This is a genomic window from Rhizobium sp. BK275, assembly GCF_014193555.1.
Lineage (GTDB): Bacteria > Pseudomonadota > Alphaproteobacteria > Rhizobiales > Rhizobiaceae > Rhizobium.
Map to the genome: position 1 here is coordinate 416,146 of NZ_JACHZL010000005.1, position 21,396 is coordinate 437,541.

Annotated in this window: 20 protein-coding genes; 8 read left to right on the forward strand and 12 right to left on the reverse strand. The window is 61.0% G+C overall.

Features of this window, described 5'->3' with window-relative positions:
- Positions 1-2: 2 nt before the first annotated feature.
- The 4 genes from FHT82_RS18320 to FHT82_RS18335 all read right to left on the reverse strand — a co-directional run bounded on the left by FHT82_RS18320 (position 3) and on the right by FHT82_RS18335 (position 4,348).
- A complete protein-coding gene (locus tag FHT82_RS18320) occupies positions 3-791 on the reverse strand; it encodes an SDR family oxidoreductase (protein WP_183733872.1) in 789 nt (262 codons plus the stop codon).
- Between the two features lie 22 nt (positions 792-813).
- Positions 814-2,292, reverse strand: a complete 1,479-nt coding sequence (locus tag FHT82_RS18325) for a sugar ABC transporter ATP-binding protein (RefSeq protein WP_183733875.1) — start codon at positions 2,290-2,292, stop codon at positions 814-816.
- 27 nt (positions 2,293-2,319) lie between these two features.
- Positions 2,320-3,249, reverse strand: a complete 930-nt coding sequence (locus tag FHT82_RS18330) for a sugar ABC transporter substrate-binding protein (RefSeq protein ID WP_183733878.1) — start codon at positions 3,247-3,249, stop codon at positions 2,320-2,322.
- A gap of 115 nt (positions 3,250-3,364) precedes the next feature.
- A complete protein-coding gene (locus FHT82_RS18335; RefSeq protein ID WP_183734198.1) occupies positions 3,365-4,348 on the reverse strand; it encodes an ABC transporter permease in 984 nt (327 codons plus the stop codon).
- 213 nt (positions 4,349-4,561) lie between these two features.
- Here FHT82_RS18335 and FHT82_RS18340 point away from each other — a divergent pair, with 213 nt between their 5' ends.
- The 4 genes from FHT82_RS18340 (at position 4,562) to FHT82_RS18355 (ending at position 8,834) form a co-directional block, all read left to right on the forward strand.
- The gene (locus FHT82_RS18340; RefSeq protein ID WP_183733881.1) at positions 4,562-5,371 is read left to right on the forward strand and encodes a transketolase; all 810 of its coding nucleotides are present in this window, start codon (positions 4,562-4,564) and stop codon (positions 5,369-5,371) included.
- The gene (locus FHT82_RS18345) at positions 5,371-6,327 is read left to right on the forward strand and encodes a transketolase family protein (protein ID WP_183733884.1); all 957 of its coding nucleotides are present in this window, start codon (positions 5,371-5,373) and stop codon (positions 6,325-6,327) included. Before FHT82_RS18340 ends, FHT82_RS18345 begins: the two co-directional genes overlap by 1 nt.
- 65 nt (positions 6,328-6,392) lie before the next feature.
- Entirely contained in the window at positions 6,393-7,859 is a 1,467-nt protein-coding gene (locus FHT82_RS18350; RefSeq protein ID WP_183734200.1) for an FGGY-family carbohydrate kinase, read from the forward strand.
- 21 nt (positions 7,860-7,880) lie between these two features.
- Positions 7,881-8,834, forward strand: coding sequence for a sugar-binding transcriptional regulator (locus FHT82_RS18355; RefSeq protein ID WP_183733886.1), 954 nt, complete (start codon positions 7,881-7,883; stop codon positions 8,832-8,834).
- A gap of 145 nt (positions 8,835-8,979) precedes the next feature.
- Here the strand turns inward: FHT82_RS18355 and FHT82_RS18360 are convergent, their stop codons facing one another.
- The 8 genes from FHT82_RS18360 to FHT82_RS18395 form a co-directional block, all read right to left on the reverse strand.
- Positions 8,980-9,435, reverse strand: coding sequence for an RpiB/LacA/LacB family sugar-phosphate isomerase (locus tag FHT82_RS18360; RefSeq protein WP_183733889.1), 456 nt, complete (start codon positions 9,433-9,435; stop codon positions 8,980-8,982).
- Positions 9,432-10,217, reverse strand: a complete 786-nt coding sequence (locus FHT82_RS18365) for a triose-phosphate isomerase (RefSeq protein WP_183733892.1) — start codon at positions 10,215-10,217, stop codon at positions 9,432-9,434. Before FHT82_RS18365 ends, FHT82_RS18360 begins: the two co-directional genes overlap by 4 nt.
- Positions 10,214-10,990 carry a DeoR/GlpR family DNA-binding transcription regulator gene (locus tag FHT82_RS18370; protein WP_183733895.1) on the reverse strand — a complete coding sequence of 259 codons (777 nt, stop codon included), beginning with the start codon at positions 10,988-10,990 and terminating at the stop codon, positions 10,214-10,216. The genes FHT82_RS18365 and FHT82_RS18370 overlap by 4 nt, the downstream gene beginning before the upstream one ends.
- An 81-nt stretch (positions 10,991-11,071) precedes the next feature.
- Positions 11,072-12,007, reverse strand: coding sequence for a sugar-binding transcriptional regulator (locus FHT82_RS18375; RefSeq protein ID WP_183733898.1), 936 nt, complete (start codon positions 12,005-12,007; stop codon positions 11,072-11,074).
- Positions 12,008-12,076: 69 nt separating this feature from the next.
- Positions 12,077-13,009, reverse strand: coding sequence for a TIM barrel protein (locus tag FHT82_RS18380; protein WP_183733901.1), 933 nt, complete (start codon positions 13,007-13,009; stop codon positions 12,077-12,079).
- 10 nt (positions 13,010-13,019) lie between these two features.
- On the reverse strand, positions 13,020-14,531 hold the full coding sequence (locus FHT82_RS18385) for a glycerol-3-phosphate dehydrogenase (RefSeq protein WP_183733903.1): 1,512 nt from the start codon (positions 14,529-14,531) through the stop codon (positions 13,020-13,022).
- 35 nt (positions 14,532-14,566) lie between these two features.
- A complete protein-coding gene (locus FHT82_RS18390; protein ID WP_183733906.1) occupies positions 14,567-16,138 on the reverse strand; it encodes an FGGY-family carbohydrate kinase in 1,572 nt (523 codons plus the stop codon).
- Positions 16,139-16,728: 590 nt separating this feature from the next.
- A complete protein-coding gene (locus FHT82_RS18395; protein WP_183733910.1) occupies positions 16,729-16,908 on the reverse strand; it encodes a hypothetical protein in 180 nt (59 codons plus the stop codon).
- A 30-nt stretch (positions 16,909-16,938) separates the two neighbouring features.
- Here FHT82_RS18395 and FHT82_RS18400 point away from each other — a divergent pair, with 30 nt between their 5' ends.
- The 4 genes from FHT82_RS18400 (at position 16,939) to FHT82_RS18415 (ending at position 21,268) form a co-directional block, all read left to right on the forward strand.
- Positions 16,939-17,595 carry a DUF2291 domain-containing protein gene (locus FHT82_RS18400; protein ID WP_183733912.1) on the forward strand — a complete coding sequence of 219 codons (657 nt, stop codon included), beginning with the start codon at positions 16,939-16,941 and terminating at the stop codon, positions 17,593-17,595.
- Entirely contained in the window at positions 17,592-19,136 is a 1,545-nt protein-coding gene (locus tag FHT82_RS18405; protein ID WP_183733914.1) for a sugar ABC transporter ATP-binding protein, read from the forward strand. The genes FHT82_RS18400 and FHT82_RS18405 overlap by 4 nt, the downstream gene beginning before the upstream one ends.
- A 23-nt stretch (positions 19,137-19,159) precedes the next feature.
- Entirely contained in the window at positions 19,160-20,212 is a 1,053-nt protein-coding gene (locus tag FHT82_RS18410) for an ABC transporter permease (RefSeq protein WP_183733916.1), read from the forward strand.
- Positions 20,213-20,320: 108 nt separating this feature from the next.
- On the forward strand, positions 20,321-21,268 hold the full coding sequence (locus FHT82_RS18415) for a D-ribose ABC transporter substrate-binding protein (protein WP_183733918.1): 948 nt from the start codon (positions 20,321-20,323) through the stop codon (positions 21,266-21,268).
- The last annotated feature ends 128 nt before the right edge of the window (positions 21,269-21,396 follow it).

A 21,396-nucleotide genomic window follows, 5' to 3' on the forward strand; every position in this document is an offset into this window, starting at 1 on the left:
GATCACCAGCAGCAGAAGCCGCCGTCGACGAGCAGATCGACGCCCGTCACGAAGCTTGCGGCATTCGACAGCAGGAAGACGGCCGGACCGACCATCTCGTCGACATTGGCCATGCGCTGCATCGGTGTCTGCTCTTCGAAGAGCTTGGTCTGATGCACCATCTCCGGGCGGGTGTTCATCGGCGTTGCGGTATAGCCTGGCGAAATCGTGTTGACGCGGATGCCGCGCCCGACCCACTCCATGGCGAAGGACTTGGACATGTGGATCACGCCAGCCTTGGAGGCATTATAATGAGCCTGGCTGAGACCGCGATTGACGATGACGCCGGACATGGAGGCGATGTTGACGATCGACCCGCGGCCGTTTTTCAGCATGACGCGCGCTTCGGCCTGGCAGGACAGGAAGATGCCCTTCAGGTTGATGTCCATCAGCGTCTGATACTGGTCCTCTTCCATTTCCTCGGCGGGATTGGCATTGGCGATGCCGGCGGCATTGACGGCAAGCGAGAGAGCGCCGAGATCGGCTTCCGTGCGGGCGACGGCATCCGCCAGAGACCCTTTGCTGGTGACATCAGCGGCAATTTCGATCGAACGGCGGCCGGCAGCCTGGATATGGCTGGCAGTTGCGGCAAGCCCGTCATCGGTGCGGCGATCAAGAAGCGCTACGTCGGCGCCGCACTGGGCAAGACCGATCGCGATCCTTTGCCCGATACCGCTGCCGGCGCCCGTCACGATGGCAACCTGGCCGCTGAGATCAAATAGTTTCGGTGCGTTGAGAGAGATGTCGGACACCGCTCTTCCTTTCTGTCTTTGCCTAGATTGTCGCCAGTTCCATGACCGAGACGTCGTTTGCCTCGTCACGCTTCAGAATGCCTGCCTGCTTGCCCTGCGCCAGCACGAGAATGCGGTTCGATACGCCGAGAACCTCCTCAAGATCGGAGCTCACGACGATGACCGCGACACCCTGCTTGGCGAGGTTGACGATGATGTCGTAGATGCCGGCGCGGGCGCCGACATCGATGCCGCGCGTCGGCTCGTCCAGCACCACGACCTTGGGATCACGCATCAGCCATTTGGCGATGACGACCTTCTGCTGGTTACCACCTGAGAGATCGGAGGCGAATTGCTCCGCGCGCCCCTTGACGCCGAATTTCGCCACTGCCTTTTCGGCGAAGACACGCTTCATGCCCGCAGTGATCCAGCGCCCGCCGAGCTTGTCGAGATTGGCGTAGATAATGTTCTCGCTGATCTTGTGCGCGACGACGAGGCCCTGCTCCTTTCGGTCTTCAGGAACCATCACGATGCCCCTGGCAATCGCATCCGCCGGGCTGCGCAGCTTCAGCGGCTGGCCCTCCAGCCTGACCGAGCCGGCGCTGATCGGATCGGCACCGGAAATGGCACGCACAAGTTCGGTGCGGCCAGCGCCGACAAGGCCGGCAATGCCGAGGATTTCACCCGCATGGACGTCGAAGCTCACATCACGGAAGGAATCGTCCGGCGACGTCAGGCCGGACACCTCAAGCACGGGCCGGCTGGTCGGCTCGGGAAGGGTCGGAAACATGCGATCGAGCGAGCGGCCGACCATGCTTTCAACGATCGTGCGCACCGGCGTCGCACTGTCGGCAAATTCATGGACACGCTCTCCGTCGCGCAGCACGACGATGCGGTCGGTGATCTTTTTGATCTCCTCCATGCGGTGGGAGATGTAGATGATGCCCACACCTTCGGAGCGGAGCTTGCGCACCTGTTCGAACAAAGCTTCCGTCTCCGCGCTGCCAAGGGCTGCGGTCGGCTCGTCGAGGATCAGGAGCTTTGCATTGAGTGCCAGCGCCTTGGCGATCTCGATGAGCTGCTGGTTGGCGGTCGAGAGACCGGCAACCTTTCGGGTCGCGGGGATGTGCAGGTTCAGCCGCGCGAGCTGTTCCTGGGCGCGGCGGACCATCTGGGTGCGGTCGACCACGCCATTCTTCATCGGCCATCGACCGATGAAGACATTTTCAGCGATGGAGAGATGCGGCAGAAGCTGCAGTTCCTGGTGGATCAGCACGACGCCCTTGTCGATCGCCTCGCGTGGAGCGGCCGGGGCATAAGGCTGCCCCAGCCATGTCATCGAACCCTCGGAAGGTGCGCGCGATCCGGCAATGATGCCTGACAGCGTCGACTTGCCGGCGCCGTTTTCACCGAGCAGCGCCACCACCTCGCCGGGATAGACGTCCAGGTCCACGTTTTTTAGAACCTGGAGCGGTCCGTAGCGCTTGGATATGCCCCTCAGGGAAAGAACCGGCTCGGTCACAGCACACCTCCTAACGATTTCGGCTGATTACGGATGGTTGGCGATGAAGCCTGCCACGTTTTCCTTGGTCGTCAGCGTGGCATCCATCAGCTGGACCGGCGGCACCTTTTCCTTGGCAGCGAGCTTGACCGCGTTCTCCACCGCATCGCGGCCCATTTTCTGCGTCTGCTGTGTCGCGGTCACGTTGAACACACCCTTGCTGAGGGCCTCGAGTGCCGCGGTGTCGCCGTCAAAACCACCGACCACGATCTTTTGCGATGGATTAGCGACCTTGATCGCCTGAGCCGCACCGAGCGCCAATCCGTCTGCCTGGGCAAATACGATCGAGACATCCGAATTCGACTGAAGCATGTTCTGCATGATCTGGAAGCCCTCGTCCTGGCTCCACATGTTGGAATATTGCTCGGCGACGACGCTCACGTCCGGATAGGCTTTCAGGGATTCCTGGCAACCCTTGGAGCGGTCCAGTTCAGGCGTGGTGCCCTTCTGGCCATGGATGATGACCATTTTGCCCTTGCCGCCGGCTTCCTTGAGGATGTAGTCGCAAACCGCCTTGGCGGAGGCGACGGAATCGGTCGCCAGGAAGGTATCGCCCGGAGCGCCTTCGGCATTGCGGTCGACGTTGACGACCGGAATGCCGGCCTGCTTTGCGAGCTTGACCGGCACACTGGCTGCAGCAGCGCCTGCCGGGATGTAGATCAGTGCGTCGATATTCTGGGTCAGCAGATCCTGGATCTGGTTGACCTGGGTCGGGCCATCGCCCTTGGCATCGACGGTGACGACCTCGATGCCACGCTTCTTGGCTTCAGCTTCGACCGACTGCTTGATCTGGTTGAAGAAGTTTGCCTGCAAATTGGCGACGGCAAGGCCGAGCTTCTTGACTTCGGCCGCCTGAACGGATCCGAGGCTGAGGCCAAGCAGGGCGGCAGACGCGAGCAGAGTGCGCGCAAATTTCATGTCAGTTCCTCCGTTGTTAATGAACCCTCGGGTATCCTCCCCCTCGGGCAATAGCTCCGCTCCAAACCTTTCGGAGAGGAATTTCTGGCGGCCCGCACATCTGCGGGCCGAATGATCAGGCAGCCCGCCGCTTGCGGATCGTTTCCGCACCGACAGCGAGAACGATGACGACACCGATGATGACCTGTTGCAGGAAGGGCGAGACGTTGAGCAGGTTGAGACCGTTGCGCAGCACGCCGATGATCAGGACGCCGATAAGCGTGCCACCAATGCCGCCTGCGCCTCCCGACAGAGACGTTCCGCCGATGACGACGGCCGCAATCGTGTCCAGTTCGTAGCCAAAACCGCTGGACGGCTGAACCGAGTCCAGACGGGCGGCAAGAACGATACCGGCAAGACCCGCAAGCGCGGCACTCACCACGTATACAAGAATAGTCACAAGCTGGACGTTGATGCCGGCAAGGCGGGCAACTTCGGGATTGCCGCCGACCGCATAGAGCATGCGGCCTTCTGCGCGGAAGTGCAGGAAAACCCAGGCGGCCGCGACGACAGTCAACATCAGGAACACGGTTGCGGTCAGGATGCCGAAGTGACGGTCAATGGCCAGCATCATGAACCAGTCGGGGAAGCCGACGATCTGCTGGCCATCGGTGATCATGTTCGCCACACCGCGGGCGGCCGACATCATCGCGAGCGTCGCGATAAAGGCGGGTACCCTGAACCAGGTAACCATGATACCGACGATCAGGCCGCTGATCATCGAGGCAATGAGCGCCAACACGATCCCGACGCTGAGCGGCAGGCCGGCGATATTCGCCGTCCAGCCCATCACCATCATCGCGAGAGCGAGAACCGAACCGACCGAAAGGTCGATACCGCCGATCAGGATCACGAAGGTCATGCCAACAGCCATGATCCCGAGCACGGTGATCTGGTCGAGAATGTTCAGACCATTGCGGACGGAGAGAAAGGCATCGGTGCTGAAGGCCAGGAACAGGCAGAGCAAAAGCAACCCGATGAGCGGACCGGTTGCTCCCGTGAGCTTGCTGACGAACGTGCCGGACGGACGGCTCTGTTCATTCACGTCGATCGCCACCATCATTCCTCCCTGAAGATTAAGGCCGGCGGCCAATATTTCATCAAGCAAGAATAAATATTCATGCCTGCTGGAAAATTCATTAACAACTTGCCTAAGTGCTGTCAACCGGCTTTTCAGGTGACGACTAGCGCATAATGATTAAGAGGGGGCTTGACTAAGCCAACGCCTGTGCAAAAATATCAACATATGAATATTTATTCACAAGAGGAAACGATGCAGCCTTCCGAACTTGAACGTGTTGCTCGCCAGATCCGTCTGCGCGACCTCCAGGCCGTATACGAGGCGGGCGCCGGCCATATCGGTGGCGAGATGTCGGTGATCGATCTCCTCACCGCGCTGTACTTCCGCGTGCTGCGCGTCTGGCCCGACCAGCCCAGACATCCCGATCGCGACAGGTTCGTGCTTTCGAAGGGCCATACGGCCTGCGCGCTCTATGTCGCGCTCGCCAAGCGCGGCTTCATTCCGGAAGAGGAAATCTCGACCTTCCTGAAGCCGCATTCCCGCCTGAACGGGCACCCGAACTGTAACAAGGTGCCGGGCGTCGAAACGAATACCGGCCCGCTTGGACACGGGCTACCGGTCGCTGTCGGCATGGCGAAGGCGGCAAAACTCTCGGGCGCGAAATACCATACCTATGTCATCACCGGTGACGGCGAGATGCAGGAAGGATCCAACTGGGAGGCCATCATGGCCGCATATCAGTTCCGCCTCGACAATCTGACGCTGATCATCGACCACAATAGATTCCAGCAGGGTGCATCCCTCGCGGACACCAACGATCTCGCGCCGCTTCGCCCGAAGCTCGAGGCCTTCGGCTGGGAAGTCAGCGAAATCAATGGCAATGACATGCACGCGATCGTGCCTGCTCTCGAGCATCGCAGCGACCGCCCCCATTGCATCGTTGCGCATACGAACAAGGGCCATGGCATTTCGTTCATGCAGGACCGGGTCGACTGGCACCACAAGGTTCCGAGCAAAGAACAGTATGAAACCGCATTGGCAGAACTGTCGGAGGCACTCTAATGAACGCGCCCGTAAACCCAACGAAGCTCTATGACTGCCGCGATGCCTTTGCCGCGACGCTTGAGCGCCTGGCGGCCGAAAACGAAACGATCGTCGCCGTCTGCAATGACTCCGTCGGCTCGTCGAAACTCGGTGGTTTCAAGTCGAAATTCCCTGATCGCCTCGTCAATGTCGGCATCGCCGAACAGAACATGGTCGGCGTCGGCGCCGGCCTCGCCAATGGCGGACGCCTGCCCTATGTGTGCGGTGCGTCGCCGTTCCTGACCGGCCGGTCGCTCGAGCAGATCAAGGCCGACATTTCCTACTCCAATGCCAACGTCAAGCTCGTCGGCATTTCCTCGGGCATGGCTTACGGCGAACTCGGCCCGACCCATCATTCGATCGAGGATTTCGCCTGGACACGCGTTCTGCCGAACCTGCCCGTCATCGCCCCCTGCGACCGGATCGAGACTGCCGCCGCCGTCGAATGGGCCGCAAGCTACAATGGTCCCTGCTTCCTGCGCCTGTCGCGCGTCGGCGTTCCGGATCTGCTGCCCGAAGGCCACAAGTTCGAAGTCGGCAAGGCGAACCTGCTGCGCGAAGGCTCCGATGTCACCCTTATTGCCAACGGCACGCTGACCCACCGCATGGTGAAGGCCGCCGAAATCCTTGCCGCGCGCGGCATCAAGGCGCGCGTGCTGAACATGGCGACCGTTCGTCCGATCGACGAAACCGCCATCATCGCCGCGGCCCACGAGACTGGCGCGATCGTAACGGCGGAAGAGCACTCGATCTTCGGCGGTCTCGGTTCCGCCGTCGCCGAAGTGGTGGTCGACAACGCCCCTGTGCCGATGAAGCGTCTCGGCGTTCCCGGCGTTTACGCGCCGACGGGATCCGCCGAATTCCTCCTCGACGAATTCGGCATGGCGCCGGTGGCGATCGCCGATGCGGCCCAGGCGCTGATCAAGCGCAAATAATCTGATAGCAGGTCTTTTGAGCCGGGGCGCGCATCCGCCCCGGCCATTCGTTTGAGGAGAAGATGATGCGGGCAATTCTGGCGATCGACCAGGGCACCACCAATTCGAAGGCCGTCCTGGTTTCCGAGACAGGCGACGTCGTTGCCAGAGGATCGGCCGCCGTCGGTATCTCCTATCCGCAGCCGGGCTGGGTCGAGCAGAATCCCCGCCGCATCTTTGCCTCCGTCTGCGAAGCGATCGAGGCATGCCTGAAAAACGCCTCCGGCGTCTCCGTAGAGGCAATAGCGGTGTCCAACCAGCGTGAGTCCGTCACCATGTGGGATGCCGAGACTGGCGAAGCGCTCGGACCAGTGCTCAGCTGGCAGTGCCGCCGCACCGCGCCGGACTGCGAGCGTCTCATCGCCGAAGGGCATCTGGACCGTGTGGAGGCACTGACCGGCCTGCCCCTCGACCCGATGTTTCCCGGTTCGAAATTTCGCTGGCTGCTCGATCGCGTTCCGGCCGGACGCCGGGTGCGTCTCGGCACGATCGACAGCTGGCTGATCCATTGCCTGACGGGCGGCAGCCGCCACGTCTGCGATGCCTCCAATGCCGCCCGCAGCCAGTTGTTCGACCTGCAAGGCCAAGTCTGGAGCGAAGAGCTCGGCCAAATCTTTGGCGTCGACATCAGGCTGCTGCCCGAAGTGCTCGACAGTTCCGCCGACTTCGGCACGGCACGGGGAGTTCCCGGCATTGCCGATGGCACGCCGATCCGCTCCGCCATCGGTGACAGCCATGCGGCGCTCTTCGGTCATGGCGCCTTCAAGCCGGGCGATGGCAAGGTGACTTTCGGCACCGGATCGTCCGTCATGACGACGCTGCCGCGTTTCGTTGCGCCGCGCAACGGTATTACTACGACGATTGCATGGCGGATTGCCGGCGTGCCGACCTTCGCCTTCGAGGGTAACATCCTCGTTTCGGCCGCAAGCCTTCCCTGGATGGCAGACATTCTGGGCCTTGCCGATGTGGCCGCCCTCGTCGATCTCGCGGCAAACGCCGAGCCGGGCGGACCGGGCTTCGTACCGGCTTTCGTTGGTCTGGGCGCACCCTACTGGAGCTCCGACGCCCGCGCCCTCTTCTCCCAGATCAACTTTTCCACGACGCGCGCGCAGATGGCCCGCTCGGTAACGGATTCGATCGCCTTCCAGGTCCATGACGTGATCGCTGCCATGCGCGCCCAGAGCGGCGGCCAACTCGGCGCCCTCTACGTCGATGGCGGACCGAGCCAGAACCGCTTCCTGATGCAATGCGTATCGAACCTGATCGAGCATGCCGTGATCCAGTGCGAAGCTCCCGAAGCCTCCGCCCTCGGAGCCGCGTATCTCGCCGGACTGTCGCTCGGTCTGTGGAAAGATCTCGACACGATAGAGGCGCTCCCGAGAAGCACGCAGGTGATCCGTCCCGAGGAGATCGATCGGACCGGTCTTCTGAATACATGGAATGATGCGCTGGCCCGCTCGACGTCGCGACCGACACCGGCTAAATGTGAATAAAAATTCAAGCCGGTATCGCTCATGTCCCGCCTCAATGAACTCCGCCTGATTTCAAGAGTGGCCCAGATGTATCACATCGAAGGGCGACGGCAGGCGGAGATCGCCGAGCATCTGCGCCTTTCCCAGGCGACCGTATCGCGAATGTTGAAACGGGCCGAGGCGGAGGACATCGTCCGCACGAGCGTGATCCCCCCTGTCGGAACCTATAGCGAACTTGAAGGCGGGCTCCGCGACAAGTTCAAGCTGCCGGAAGCGATCGTGGTCGAATGTACCGAGGACCGTGACGGCGCCATCATGGCCCGCATCGGCGAAGCGGCCGCCCACCTGCTCGAGGTCACGCTTTCACCCGGCGAGATCATCGGCGTGTCGAGCTGGAGTCAGACGATCTTCAAGATGGTCGAAAACATCCATCCCCAGAAAAGCGCCCAGGCGAAATATGTCGTCCAGACCCTCGGCGGCATGGGCGACCCTTCCGTGCAGACACATGCCACGCAGCTCACCACCCGCCTGGCCCGGCTGACGGGGGCCGAACCGAAATTGCTTCCCGTACAAGGCGTAACGACATCGCGGGAAGCCAAATTGCTGATGCAGGCAGACCCTTTCGTTCGTGAGACGATGGATCTCTTCGGAAGCATCACGCTCGCCATCGTCGGCATCGGCGCGGTGGAGCCGTCCGAATTGCTTGCCCGCTCCGGCAACATCTTTTCGTCGCGCGAACTCGCCGATCTCGCAGAGGCCGGCGCCGTCGGAGACATTTCTCTGCGTTTCTTCGACAAGGACGGCAAACCGGTGAAGACGCCTCTCGACGACCGCGTCATCGGCCTGCCCCTTGAAGACCTTAGCCGGGTGGACCGCGTGATAGCGCTCGCCGGCGGCGCAAAGAAAACAGCCGCAATCGCCGGCGCTTTGCGTGTCGGCGTCATCGGCACGCTGGTAACCGATAAGTTTACCGCTCAACGATTGATCGACGCATAGATACCGGACCGCTCCGGACCAGGATCGTCGAGAATCGTCTGGCGGATCGACCAGATATCAACCGGGGCATAATGATCATTGCGCTTCATTATTCTCACGCCGAAAACGAGCGACCGGCGGACGGCCGGCCACTTGTGTCCCGCTCTCAACGCGCATTGTATTTTGCATCAAGCTCATCGATCGCGGAGACGTTGCCGGCCGAACGGCCGTTCTGGTCGAATGTCTGAGCGAGAAATGCGTCGGCGATCGACTTTGCGAGTTCAGGTCCAATGACGCGCGCGCCCATCGTGATGATCTGCGCGTTGTTGGAAAGAGCAGCACGCTCGGCCGAATAGGTGTCGTGCGTCAGGGCCGCGCGGATGCCAGGCACTTTGTTAGCGGAGATGCAGACGCCGATGCCGGTGCCGCAGACCAGGATTGCCTTGTCATAGGTGCCATCGACCACGCCCGAGGCAACACGATCCGATAGGTTGGCATAGAACGGGTCGAGCCCGTCATCGATGCGCGACACCTCATGAACGTCGAAACGGTCCTTGAGGTGTTCGGCGAGCACCTTGGCGAGACCTTCGCCGGCGCTATCTCCCGCAATTGCAAGCTTCATCTTTCTTCTCCTTGGAGTTTGGCGGCGCATTTCGCGAGAATGTCGAGATAACCCTCGACGTTCCAAGCAGAACGGCCGATGAAGAGCCCGTCGATATGAGGGCTCGAAATCAGTTCCTCGCAATTTTGCGGATTGACCGACCCGCCATAAAGGCAGGGGATTTTCCGCCCGAGCGCCGCTTCGGCGACTGCGATGATCTCAGCCTGGCGCGCATTGGCATACTCCGCCGTCGCCGGAATGCCTTTTTCGCCGATCGCCCAGACGGGCTCATAGGCAAGCAGGATTTCGGCTGATCTCTGCTCGTCAGAGAGCTTCGACAGCGCCCCGCGCACCTGCACCGCCAGGATCTCTGCAGCTTTTCCACTTTCCCGGTCAGCAAGGGTCTCGCCGATGCAGATGAGCGGAATCAGGCCATGGCGAACGGCGGCTTCCGTCTTCAGCCCGACTGTCTCATCCGTCTCTCCGAAAAACTCTCGACGTTCGGAATGTCCGAGTTCGACGATGTCGAGATCGCAATCCTTCAGCATCAGCGGAGAAATCTCCCCCGTCCACGCACCCTGGTCCGCCCAATGCATGTTTTGCGCACCGACCTTGACGGAGGTCTTCGCAAGTATGCGCTTGACCTCCCGCACGGACGTAAAGGACGGGATCACGAAACGCTGGATGAGCGGATCGCGCGCAGCATCGGCCGCCCCGAGGCCGCGGGCAAAATGCTCGGCCTCCGCAAGCGTCTTGTTCATCTTCCAGCTGGTGCCAATCCAGAAGTTCGGTTTATCGGTCATGCCTGATCCTGTGCCGCAGCGATGGTGAGCTTGATGCCCGCCCGGTCGAATTCGTCGAGGACAGCGGCCGCTGGCGCGCTATCGGTGATGACAGTGTCGAAATCGGCCAGATCCGCCATGACGTGCAGCGCCGTGTGGCCAATGCGCTGGTGGTTGACCAAAAGGCAGCTTTTTGTCGAGGAAGAGATCATCGCCCGCTTGGCGCGAACGACATTGTCGTCCATGTGATAGGCAAGCCTGCCGCTGACCGCCGGCGTCGAGATGAAAGCGATATCGGCCCTCAGGCGCGACAGCGCCTCTTCGGTAACGACGCCGAAATAGGCGTTGAATTTTGCGGAATAAATGCCCCCGAGCGCAATCAGGGTTATGCCGTTTTCGCCCTTCAACCGCTCCATGACTGCCGCGTTGTTGGTAATCACCGTCAGTGGTCGCTTACGCAACAACATCTCGCCGAGAACCGCGGCCATCGAACCGTCGTTGACCATGATCGTCATGCCAGGTTCGATGATGGCCAGCGCTTCTTGCGCCATGGCAACCTTGGCCTCGCCATCCTGACGCTCGCGAATGCGAAAATCACTTTCGAACTGTGTGCCGGCATCGATCGTCGCTCCGCCGCGCACCTTACGCAGGACACCTGCCTGTTCCAAGTCGTCGAGGTCGCGGTGGATCGTCATCTTGGAGACGGAAAAGCGCTCGGCAAGATCGTCCACGTCGACGGTCTTGTCCTCGACGAGCAGATTGACAATCAGCTGCTGGCGTTCTTCCCGTTTCATAAGCAACAATATAACATAAAAAATGTGAAAATCAACAAAAGGAAATGTGATTATGCGGTCGAATGGCTGACAACAAGATCGTCAGGCCAGAAGGGCTTGCGCGGTCCGTTCGTCGGTGATGAGCCCGTGAAGGCGTCGGCTTCGCAGGATGGCCCGTATGGCGGCCACCTTCGCCTGTCCGCCTGCCAGGGCCACGAGGCGCTCCTTCTTCGTCGTCGGGAAGGATGCCGAAAGCGTGCGCGCAGTCAGAGCTGTGTCGAGAATCTGGCCATCCGCATTGAAAAAATGACCGAGGATTTCGCCGATGCCGCCCGCGGCCGCGATATCCTCGATCTCGCCTGGCTCGACTATGCCGGAGAGCACCAGTTGGGCCTCGGCGTCCACAGTCCCCAGGCCGACGAGCTTCAGGTCGGCGGCGTTGGCGAGGTCGAACACTTCCTTGACACCGCGTTGCGCCCTGAGAACCTCCCGGTCCTCGGCAGTGTTGGCGAAGAAGGGAACCGGCATGACATAGGCATGTGTGCCGGTCTTTTCCGCAATGCGGTGCATGACATCATAGGGATTGGCGCCGTAGTTTCGCGTGAGGCCCCCAAGCAGGGAAACGAAGCGCATATGCTTGGCGTTCGTCCGCGGCATGTATTGAACGGCGGCCGAAAGCGTGCGGCCATGGCCAAGACCAATGACCGAGTGATCACCATGTTCGATCTCGCGCTTCAGATAGCCAGCCCCCGCATGACCGAGCGCGCGCAGCGGCAGACCCTCTTCGCCAAGATCGGGCGCGACCTCGCAATATTGCAATCCGAAGCGCTCGGCGAGGCGCGTCTCCAGTTCGACGCATTCGACGATATCACCGTCGATCGTGACCTTGACGACACCATCGGCGACGGCACGTGCGATCAGCCGATGCGCCTTGACCGAGGGGATGCCGAGGCGCCGGGCGACGTCGGACTGCGTCAGTCCGCCCGCGTAGTGAAGCCAGGCGGCCCGCACGGCAAGCGTATCATCGGCATCCGTCATTACCGCATCCTTCCCATTTCTTCGACGGCTATACCGCCTGATAACAACCAGCCTTTGTAAATCGCCGGATCATATCTTCAAGTCTGCGGCGCCGGTGTCGATATGCGGCGCCCAGAAGGCGACGCTTTCGGCAATCTGCGCGATGACCTCGCGATCGTTCGGCTCGCGTTCCTTGAAGGAAAGTTCGAGGCAGATCTCATTGTCACTGGCGCCGCCTGCCGCAAAGGCGTCCAATAGTGGCGCGGGTTGAATCCGCCCCTTGGCATTGAATTCCGCCGTGAACGGCCGGTGGCCGCCCTTGTCCATGAGGCTCTGCTTGATGTGGATGATCGGCGACAGCTTCGGCACGGCCCGCGCCCAGGCGTAGGGATCGTAGTCGTCGGGATTGGCGGACGTGACGTCGCCATGGTCGATATCGGCCATCATCCACATCGGCACCGCCATATCGGCGGCAGCCAGCTGTGCCTGCAGCGAAAGGCAGGATTCGATCGTATCGCCGAATTCCCGGCCGATGCTCATGGGCTCCCAGAAGATGTAGGAAAGCCCGGCAGCCTCGGCATGCTCTGCGACTTCGCGCCAGCAGTCGATAGCGATCTTGATCAGTTCCTCGCGCCGGCTTGCGTCATCGAAGTCCTTGTAGGTGAAGATCGCAAACTGCGTGCCGACGGAATGTCCGCCGAGATCGGCGGTAATGTCGGCGAAGGTCTTGAACCAATCTACATAGTAGCGGCGCACCTCGGCATCCGGGTGCCCGAAATGGTTCAACCGTCCGTAAGGTCCGGTCATGCCCGAGGTGACGCGGACGCCGGTGCGCGCCAACGCCGCCTTCATCTGGCGGGTCAGGCGGCGGGTGACGGGGGCCTGCCAGCTCGGATTGATGAATTCATGCGTCAGCTGGAGATCGCGGATGCGCAGGTCTCGCGCCACCGTCTCGATCAGGTCGTCCGGGTCGGCAAAACGGTTCACCAGCGGATTGGTATTCAGCGAAAGCGAAAGCGGCATCAAGGCCTCCTCAGGCGGCGGCAAGATGGGATGAAGCAAACCAGTCGGCAAAAGCTGCCCGCTCTGCCTCGCTCAGATGCAGGTAGTGCTTGGTGCGACGATAGAGGATGTCCTCGGCTGTCTCCGCCCATTCGGCGGTGGCGAGGTAACGGGCTTCCGCCTCATAGAGCTGCCCACCGAAGTGGCGGCCGAGACCTTGCAGATCCGTTGCCCCGGCAACCAGGTTCCCCGTGCGTGTGCCATAGAGACGGCCGTAGTGATGGACGAGCTTGCGCGGCATCCAGGGATAGGTGTCACGCAGGCTGTTGGCGAAGGTCTCGTAGTCGGCATTGGGCATTTCGCCGCCCGGCAGCGGCGCCTTTTCCGTCCAGTCGCCGCCCATGTTGGGAAAGACATGCCTGAGGCGCTGCATGCCGCGTTCGGCGAGTTCTCGGAAAGTCGTGATCTTGCCGCCGAAGACATTGAGAAGCGGCGCTCCCCCGGTCTCGTCGAGATCGAACACGTAGTCGCGGGTCACCGCCGACGGATTGCCCTTGCCGTCGTCAAACAGCGGACGCACGCCGGAGAAGCTGTGCAGCACGTCCTGCCGGCGCAGCTTCTCCTTGAAATAGCGGTTCACCGCCTTCAACAGATAGTCGATTTCCGCCTCGTCGGCCGCCACGTCCTCGGCCCGGCCCTCATAGGCGATGTCGGTCGTTCCGATCAGCGCCTTGTCGCCCTCATAGGGATTGATGAAGATGACACGCTTGTCGTGGTTCTGGACCAGATAGGCGTTGGAGCCGGACCAGAACTTCGGCACGATGATGTGGCTGCCCTTGACCAGACGCACATTGCGGCTGGAATTGGAGCCGGCGACGCGGTTGATGATGTCGGTGACCCACGGGCCGGCGCAATTGACGAGACATTTGGCACGGAAGGTCCGCGTCTTACCGCTCGTGCTGCTTTTCGTGGTGATCATCCATTGGCCATTTTCCCGGCGCGCCGACACTGCCGGCGACCGGGTGAGCACCAGGGCGCCTTTCTCAGCCGCGCTCACCGCATTCAAGGTGACGAGGCGGGCATCGTCCACCCAGCAATCCGAATATTCGAAGCCGCGGGTATATTGATCGAGAATGGGTGTGCCTTCGGGATCGCGCAGCAGATTGAGCGTGCGGGTGCCTGGCAATTTCTTGCGGCCGCCGAGATGATCGTAGAGGAAGAGGCCGAGCCGGACGAGCCAGGCGGGCCGATCCTCGGGACTGTGCGGCAGCACGAAACGCATCGGCCAGATGATGTGCGGTGCGGCGTTGAGCAGCACCTCGCGTTCGATCAGCGCTTCCCGCACGAGGCGGAACTCGTAATATTCCAGATAGCGAAGCCCCCCATGCACGAGCTTGCCAGAGCGGGACGATGTCCCCTGTGCCAAATCGTCCTTCTCGCATAAGGCGACTTTCAAGCCACGCCCCGCCGCATCGCGGGCAATTCCTGCGCCGTTGATGCCGCCGCCGATGACGAAAAGATCCAGGATTTCGGGTTCGGTCATGTCATGCTCCCTCGGATGCCTGTTGCATCAACGATCTATTTGATGGGCGGCATCGCCGCGGCTCTAGCCAGCGTTTCCCAGGCGGCGGGCATGGCCTTTCGAATATCGCCATAGGCGGAAAACAAGAGATCGAAGCGCTGGACTTCCTCCGCAACCGGCTCTTCGGCTTGGCCGAGGAGCGGCGTCACCCAGTCGGCGATGCAGTCATCCATCGTGTCGTAGGCGCCGATCGCGACAGCTGCCATCATGGCTGCACCGGCCGCTCCGGTCTCTTCACGGCGAGACAGGCGGATCGGCGCATTGATGGACGCGCTGAGCGAATGGCGAAGCGCACTTGAGCGTACGGCGCCGCCAGTGATGCGCAATTCCTCGGGCATGTCGCCCATGGCGGCGTAGCAATCACGCGTCGCCAGCGCCAATCCTTCGACCACCGCGCGAACAAGATCCGGAAATCCGTGGCGAACCGACAAGCCGGAAAATCCCGCGCGGGCCTGCGCATTGACGAAGGGGCCGCGCTCTCCGGCCTCGGAAATATAGGGATGATAGACGACCGAACCTGGCCGGCTTTCGGAAAACCAGCGGTCGATCCGTCCGACAAGTTCGGCATGGGTGGCGGGCTTTCCGGCCTCCGCCATCAGGTAGGTGGCCATATCCAGCAGCCAGTCGATATTGATCGTCGAGCCCATATTGGTCTGCACCTGCGTGACGGTGCCTGGGATCGGCAAGGCAATGACATAGCCGGTGCCCTCCTGATTGAGATGAACATCGGCCACCGGCTTTGCCCGCAGATGCACGCCGGTGGACCCGATCGTCGAGCAGGCCGCGTTGCGTCCGCCGCTGCGAACGCCGGCACCGAGCGCGGTCATCACCATGTCGACATAGCCGAGACTGACCGGCGTGCCGGCAAGAAGTCCGCAGGCACGCGCGGCCTCCTCCGTCAGCGGATGGGTGATTTCCGTCCCGTCGAGGATATCGGGCAAGAGCGCACGGCGATGCGTCAGTCCGAGCGCTTCAATGGCAACAGGCGAATAACGCCGCGTCCTGAAATCGCCGAAGGTAAAGCTTGCCTCTGAGGGGTCGGTCGCCCGCACGCCGGTAAAATTGAGATAGAGCCAATCCTTGCAATGCAGCGCGGTCTCCGCCTGGTCCAGGAGCTCCGGCACCACCCGGTCCATGTGAGCAAGCTGCGCACCCTGCTGGCACGTATTCAGCCCGGTGCCCGTTTGTTCAAAACGAGCCCGGTTCGACACTTCGCCAGCAAGCGAAACCACTGTCGGCGCAGCGCGAGCATCGAGCCAGAGCCAAGCATCGGCGACCGGTCGATTTCCCTGACCGACCAGCCATGTCCCGTCGCCCTGTCCCGTCACCGCGATGGCGGCCGCGCGCGAAGCAAGATCCTCGACCTTCTCGCCAAGGCCACGAAGGGCTGTCACGCAATCCTGCCAGGTCTGGGCAAGCGGCTGCGTAGCCGAGCCGTCGCTACCGCTCACATATTTGTTGCGAACAGATGCGGTCGCGATCTGGCGACCGGAAAGATCGAAGGCGACGGCCTTGATGACCGACGTACCGGCATCGATACCGATGATGAGCTGGCGGCTGGTGGTCATCTGAGATTATCCGCCTGCCAGGTCGAACGTCGCGAGGGGCAAAGCGCGCGTCGATGTCATGTCTCACATCCTCCTGATCGCCACAGACTGCAAATAGCGTAGACGACCACACTTCGAATCCAGGAGCAAAGCCGGCATCACACCTTGGCGGTTTGCAGACTTGATGCTCTTCGAAACCTCCCAGGGCCTCATCAAAAACATAACACAAAGATATCATTGTTCCAGTAAGATTTTGCTGACTGTGAAATTTTTTTCATGTAGAATATTATTCATGATAAGAGCAAGGCGTAACCACTCTCTTGAACCATTTCGCCAGCGATCGAATGTGCAGAGTGTTGGATAAGATTTATTTTATGATTTATAATCAATTATATAGATAAATTTTGCGCGAAGGCCCCGGCCGCCTTGGTGACGGCGAAACATGCGGAAAAGCTCCTTAAATCGCTGTGCACAGAAGCTGCGTATTTCATACCATAGGAGCTAGCCGACCAAAAGACCTGTTGACAGACGCAGAATTTGATAACATGATTTTTGACATAAATACCACTTACCTATCACGCGGTCATCGCCGCTGATAGAAAATCACGGTCCTAGCGGTTGGAGGAGACAATCGCCGGTTCGGTATTGAGGAGGTTCGGATGCACATTCTTTCCGCTCATCATCGCGCTTTGCAGCTCGGCATGTTTTTGCGCGCCGATGCGGGTTTCGACACGCACCGTCTTCGATGAAGCAGCCGTAAGGCTTTCACCGGTTTCCTCCTCTTTCGACATAGATCCGACCAGCCGCAAAGGTCGCCAGCAATGAATACTCAACCCGCTCACGCAGCATCTGCGCCAGGCAAAGGCAGCTTCAAGCTCATCGTCAGTGCCGTTGTGGCGGCCGCGCTCGTCGGCGCAATCGCGCTCGACACCAAGGTCGTCAAGATCGGCTCGGAGAGCGATGTGCGGCAGCAGGCCTTTTCTCCGGAATCCTTCGGCGCCGAGCAATTTCCGAAGATCCAGGCGGATGTCGAGAAGAGAGCCGTGGCCGCGCAGGACCTCGCAGCGGCGATCGCTGCGGACAAGAAGGCGGCCGGTGAGAAATACGGCGTTGCCACGAGCACAGGCCCGGTCATCCCGGTGACGCTGACCGGCACCTTCGGCGCACGCAAATCCAATACAAACGAGATGAAGATCGACGGCCTTCCCCCCGAGACGGTGGTCCGTGTCCAGACCGGCCCTGCGGTCAATGGCACGGACCTCCGCGATGCCACGGGCGCGATCGAGTTCGGCCAGTTCACGAACCAGATCCAGTATCAGGATGCCGGTTCGGCGATCAATAACGAGATGAAGAAGGCCGTATTCGCCGGCCTCGATCCGGACCAGCTCGATGGCAAGACGGCGACCGTCGTCGGCGTGTTCAAACTGATCAACCCCAAGAACTGGCTCGTCACTCCGGTCAAGGTCACCGTCAAATGAGCGAGCCGATGCCCATATCAGAGACCCTTGGCGAGGTCGTCCTGGCTGCCCGCAACATAGCCAAATCCTATGGCAATGTGCATGCTCTCAAAGGCGTCAATTTCGATATTCATCGTGGACAGGTGACGACGCTTTTCGGCGAGAACGGCGCAGGCAAGTCGACCCTGATGAAGATCCTTTCAGGCGTCGTCCAGCCGACGTCAGGCGAGATCATTCTCGATGGCGCGCCAATCAGCTTCAGCTCTTCCACTCATGCACGCGAATGCGGCATCTCGATCATTCACCAGGAGCTCAGCCTCGCGCCCAATCTCAGCGTTCGCGACAACATCTTCATGGGCCGCGAAATCATCAAGGGCGGCGTCGTCGACTTCGCGGAGGAAGAGCGCCAGACGCGCATTTTGATGGAAGAACTGGAAGAGGAGATCGATCCGCTGACCAAGGTGGAAGATCTGCGTCTCGGCCAGCAGCAGATCGTCGAAATCGCTCGGGCACTGTCCGTCAATTCGCGTATCCTGATCATGGATGAGCCGACTTCAGCGCTCAGCGCCACCGAAGTCGAGGTACTTTTCAGGGTCATCCATGACCTGACCGATCGCGGCGTGTCGATCGTCTATATCTCGCATCATCTTGAGGAAGCGCTGCAGATCACCCACCATGCGGTCGTGCTGCGCGATGGCACGATGACTGCCTATGCGCAACGCAGGGACATCGATCTCGAATGGATCGTGCGAAACATGGTGGGCGACAACTTCGATCTCGGCAGCCCGCCCGAGGGTTATGCGTTCGGTAAGCCTGCGCTTTCGATCGGCAATCTCACCGTTTCCGGCCCCTCCGGATCGGCTTTCAATTCGGTCGACCGCCTGTCGCTGGACGTGCGGGCCGGAGAGGTCGTCTGTATCTACGGCCTGATGGGCGCCGGCCGTACCGAGCTTCTGGAATGCGTGGCCGGACGGTTGCGCGCCAGTGGCGGGACCATTCGTCTTGAAGGCCGGGATGTCGGGCATTTGAGCATCGCCGGACGTATCGCAAGCGGCCTCGTGCTGGTGCCAGAGGATCGCCAGCGCGACGGCCTCGTCCAGACGATGACGGTCGGCTCCAACCTGTCGCTCGCCAGCATCGGCGCCTTCACCAAGGGGTTGTTCACATCCGGCCGTCGCGAGCGTGAGCTCGTCGATGCCTCCATTCGCAAAGTCCATGTGAAAACCGATGGAGGAGAGGCCGCCATCGGCTCGCTGTCGGGCGGCAACCAGCAGAAGGTGGTCATCGGCAAGATGCTGGCGACCGACCCGAAGGTCATTCTTCTCGACGAGCCGAGCCGCGGCATCGACATCGGCGCCAAGGCGGAAGTCTTCAAGCTTCTTGCCGAACGCGCCCGCCAGGGTCTCGCCGTCATCTACTCGACGTCCGAGGTCAACGAGTGCCTGAGCATCGCGCACCGCATCATCGTCATGCATCGCGGCCGGATCTCAGCGGAATTCGGTGCTGACGTCACCAAGGAAAAGATCATGGCCGCTTCAGGCGAAGCCGTGGTCGCGCACTAGCCCGGAATTATGGAGCACTGATTATGTCAGTCACGAACATTACCGAACAGAAGTCAGTGTCGCATGGGCAGAAGCGCAACACCAATCTCGTGCGCCTGATCCTGGAGGGCCGCGCCTTCTTCGCGCTGATCGTCATCATCGCTGTCTTCTCCTTCCTGTCGCCCTATTACTTCACCCTCAGCAACTTCCTGACCATGGCCTCGCATGTCGCGATCTTCGGCATTCTGGCGATCGGGATGCTTCTGGTGATCCTGAATGGCGGCATCGACCTGTCGGTCGGCTCGACGCTCGGGCTTGCGGGTTGCATTGCCGGCTTCCTCATGCAGGGCGTCACGCTTAACGCCTTCGGCGTCATTCTCTATCCGCCCGTTTGGGCAGTTGTGGTCATCACCTGCGCTCTCGGCGCTGTCGTCGGCGCAGTCAATGGCGTGCTGGTTGCCTATCTGAAGGTTCCAGCCTTCGTCGCCTCGCTCGGCGTGCTCTATGTCGCCCGCGGCATTGCGCTGCTGATGACCAACGGCCTGACCTACAACAATCTCGGCGGCCGTCCGGAACTTGGCAATACCGGTTTCGACTGGCTCGGCTTCAACCGCCTCGCCGGCATTCCGATCGGCGTCATCGTGCTCGCCGTGCTCGCGATCATCTGCGGCATCGTCTTGAGCCGCACGGCTTTCGGCCGCTGGCTTTACGCCTCCGGCGGCAACGAGCGCGCGGCCGATCTCTCGGGCGTGCCGGTTAAGCGCGTCAAGATCATCGTCTACGTGCTGTCGGGCGTCTGCGCGGCAATTGCCGGTCTGGTCCTGTCGTCGCAGCTGACCTCTGCCGGTCCGACGGCGGGTACGACCTACGAATTGACGGCAATCGCAGCCGTCGTCATCGGCGGCGCGGCGCTGACCGGCGGTCGCGGCACCGTGCGCGGCACGATGCTCGGCGCCTTTGTGATCGGCTTCCTGTCGGACGGCCTCGTCATCATCGGTGTGTCGGCCTACTGGCAGACGGTCTTTACCGGCTCAGTCATCGTCCTCGCGGTCCTCATGAACAGTATCCAATACGGGCGTCGGGCAAAATCGTCCTGACGTCAGCAGCAGAACTTATCCACGACGGCACCTGGATTTCCAAAAGGCCGATCGCGGAAAGCACCGCCGGTTTCCGGCAGCACCTGAACTCACAAAGGGAGAGAGACTATGTTTAAGAAAGGCATGCGCATTCTTCTGGCAGCCGCAGCTGTTGCCCCGATCCTCGTCAGCTCCGCCTGGGCGGCGGGCCAGATGACGATCATCGTCAATGATCCATCCAATCCCTATTGGCTGACGGAAGGCAATGTCGCCAAGGCGACAGCCGAAAAGCTCGGCTACACCGCCTCGGTCAGTGCGCATAAGGGCGACACCAACACCGAAAGCAACCTGATCGACACGGCTATCACCAACAAGTCGGTCGCCATCATCCTCGATCCGGCCAATGCCGACGGTTCGATCGGCGCGGTCAAGAAGGCGGTTGCCGCCGGTATCCCGGTCATTCTCGTCAATGCCGAGATCAACCAGGAGGGCCTCGCCAAGGCGCAGCTCGTTTCGAACAACGCCCAGGGCGCGGCGATCGGCGCGCAGCAGTGGGTCGAAGCGGTCGGCGACAAGGGCAAGTATGCCGAACTCTTGGGCGCACCGTCTGACAACAACGCCGCCACGCGCTCCAACGGCTACGAGACCGTCCTGACACAGTATCCCGACCTTCAGAAGGTCGCCCAGGAAGTCGCCAACTGGGACCGCACCCAGGGTCACAACAAGATGCAGTCCATGCTGCAGGCCAATCCCGACATCATCGGCGTGATCTCCGGCAATGACGAAATGGCACTCGGCGCGATCGCAGCGCTGAAAGAAGCCGGCAAGCTCGCCAACGTCAAGGTCGGCGGCTTCGACGGCTCACCGGATGCGGTCGCCGCGATCAAGGCAGGCGAGTTGCAGTACACCGTCCTGCAGCCCGTTGCCGTCTTCTCCGAAGAGGCCGTCAAGCAGGCTGATAACGTCATCAAGACGGGCAGCACCGGCGCCAAGAGCGAAAAGCAGCTGTTCGATTGCCTGCTGATCACCAAGGACAATATCGACAAGTATACCGGCCCGTTCGTTCTGGCCCAATAATGCGACGGAGGGCGCCCGACCGGGCGCCCTCCTTGACCTTTTAACCACGTCAAGCCGCTTTCGCCTTCTTTGCCTTGGCACGGCAATCACTATACGAAGCTGGGGTATGGAATTCAGCGACAAGGGTG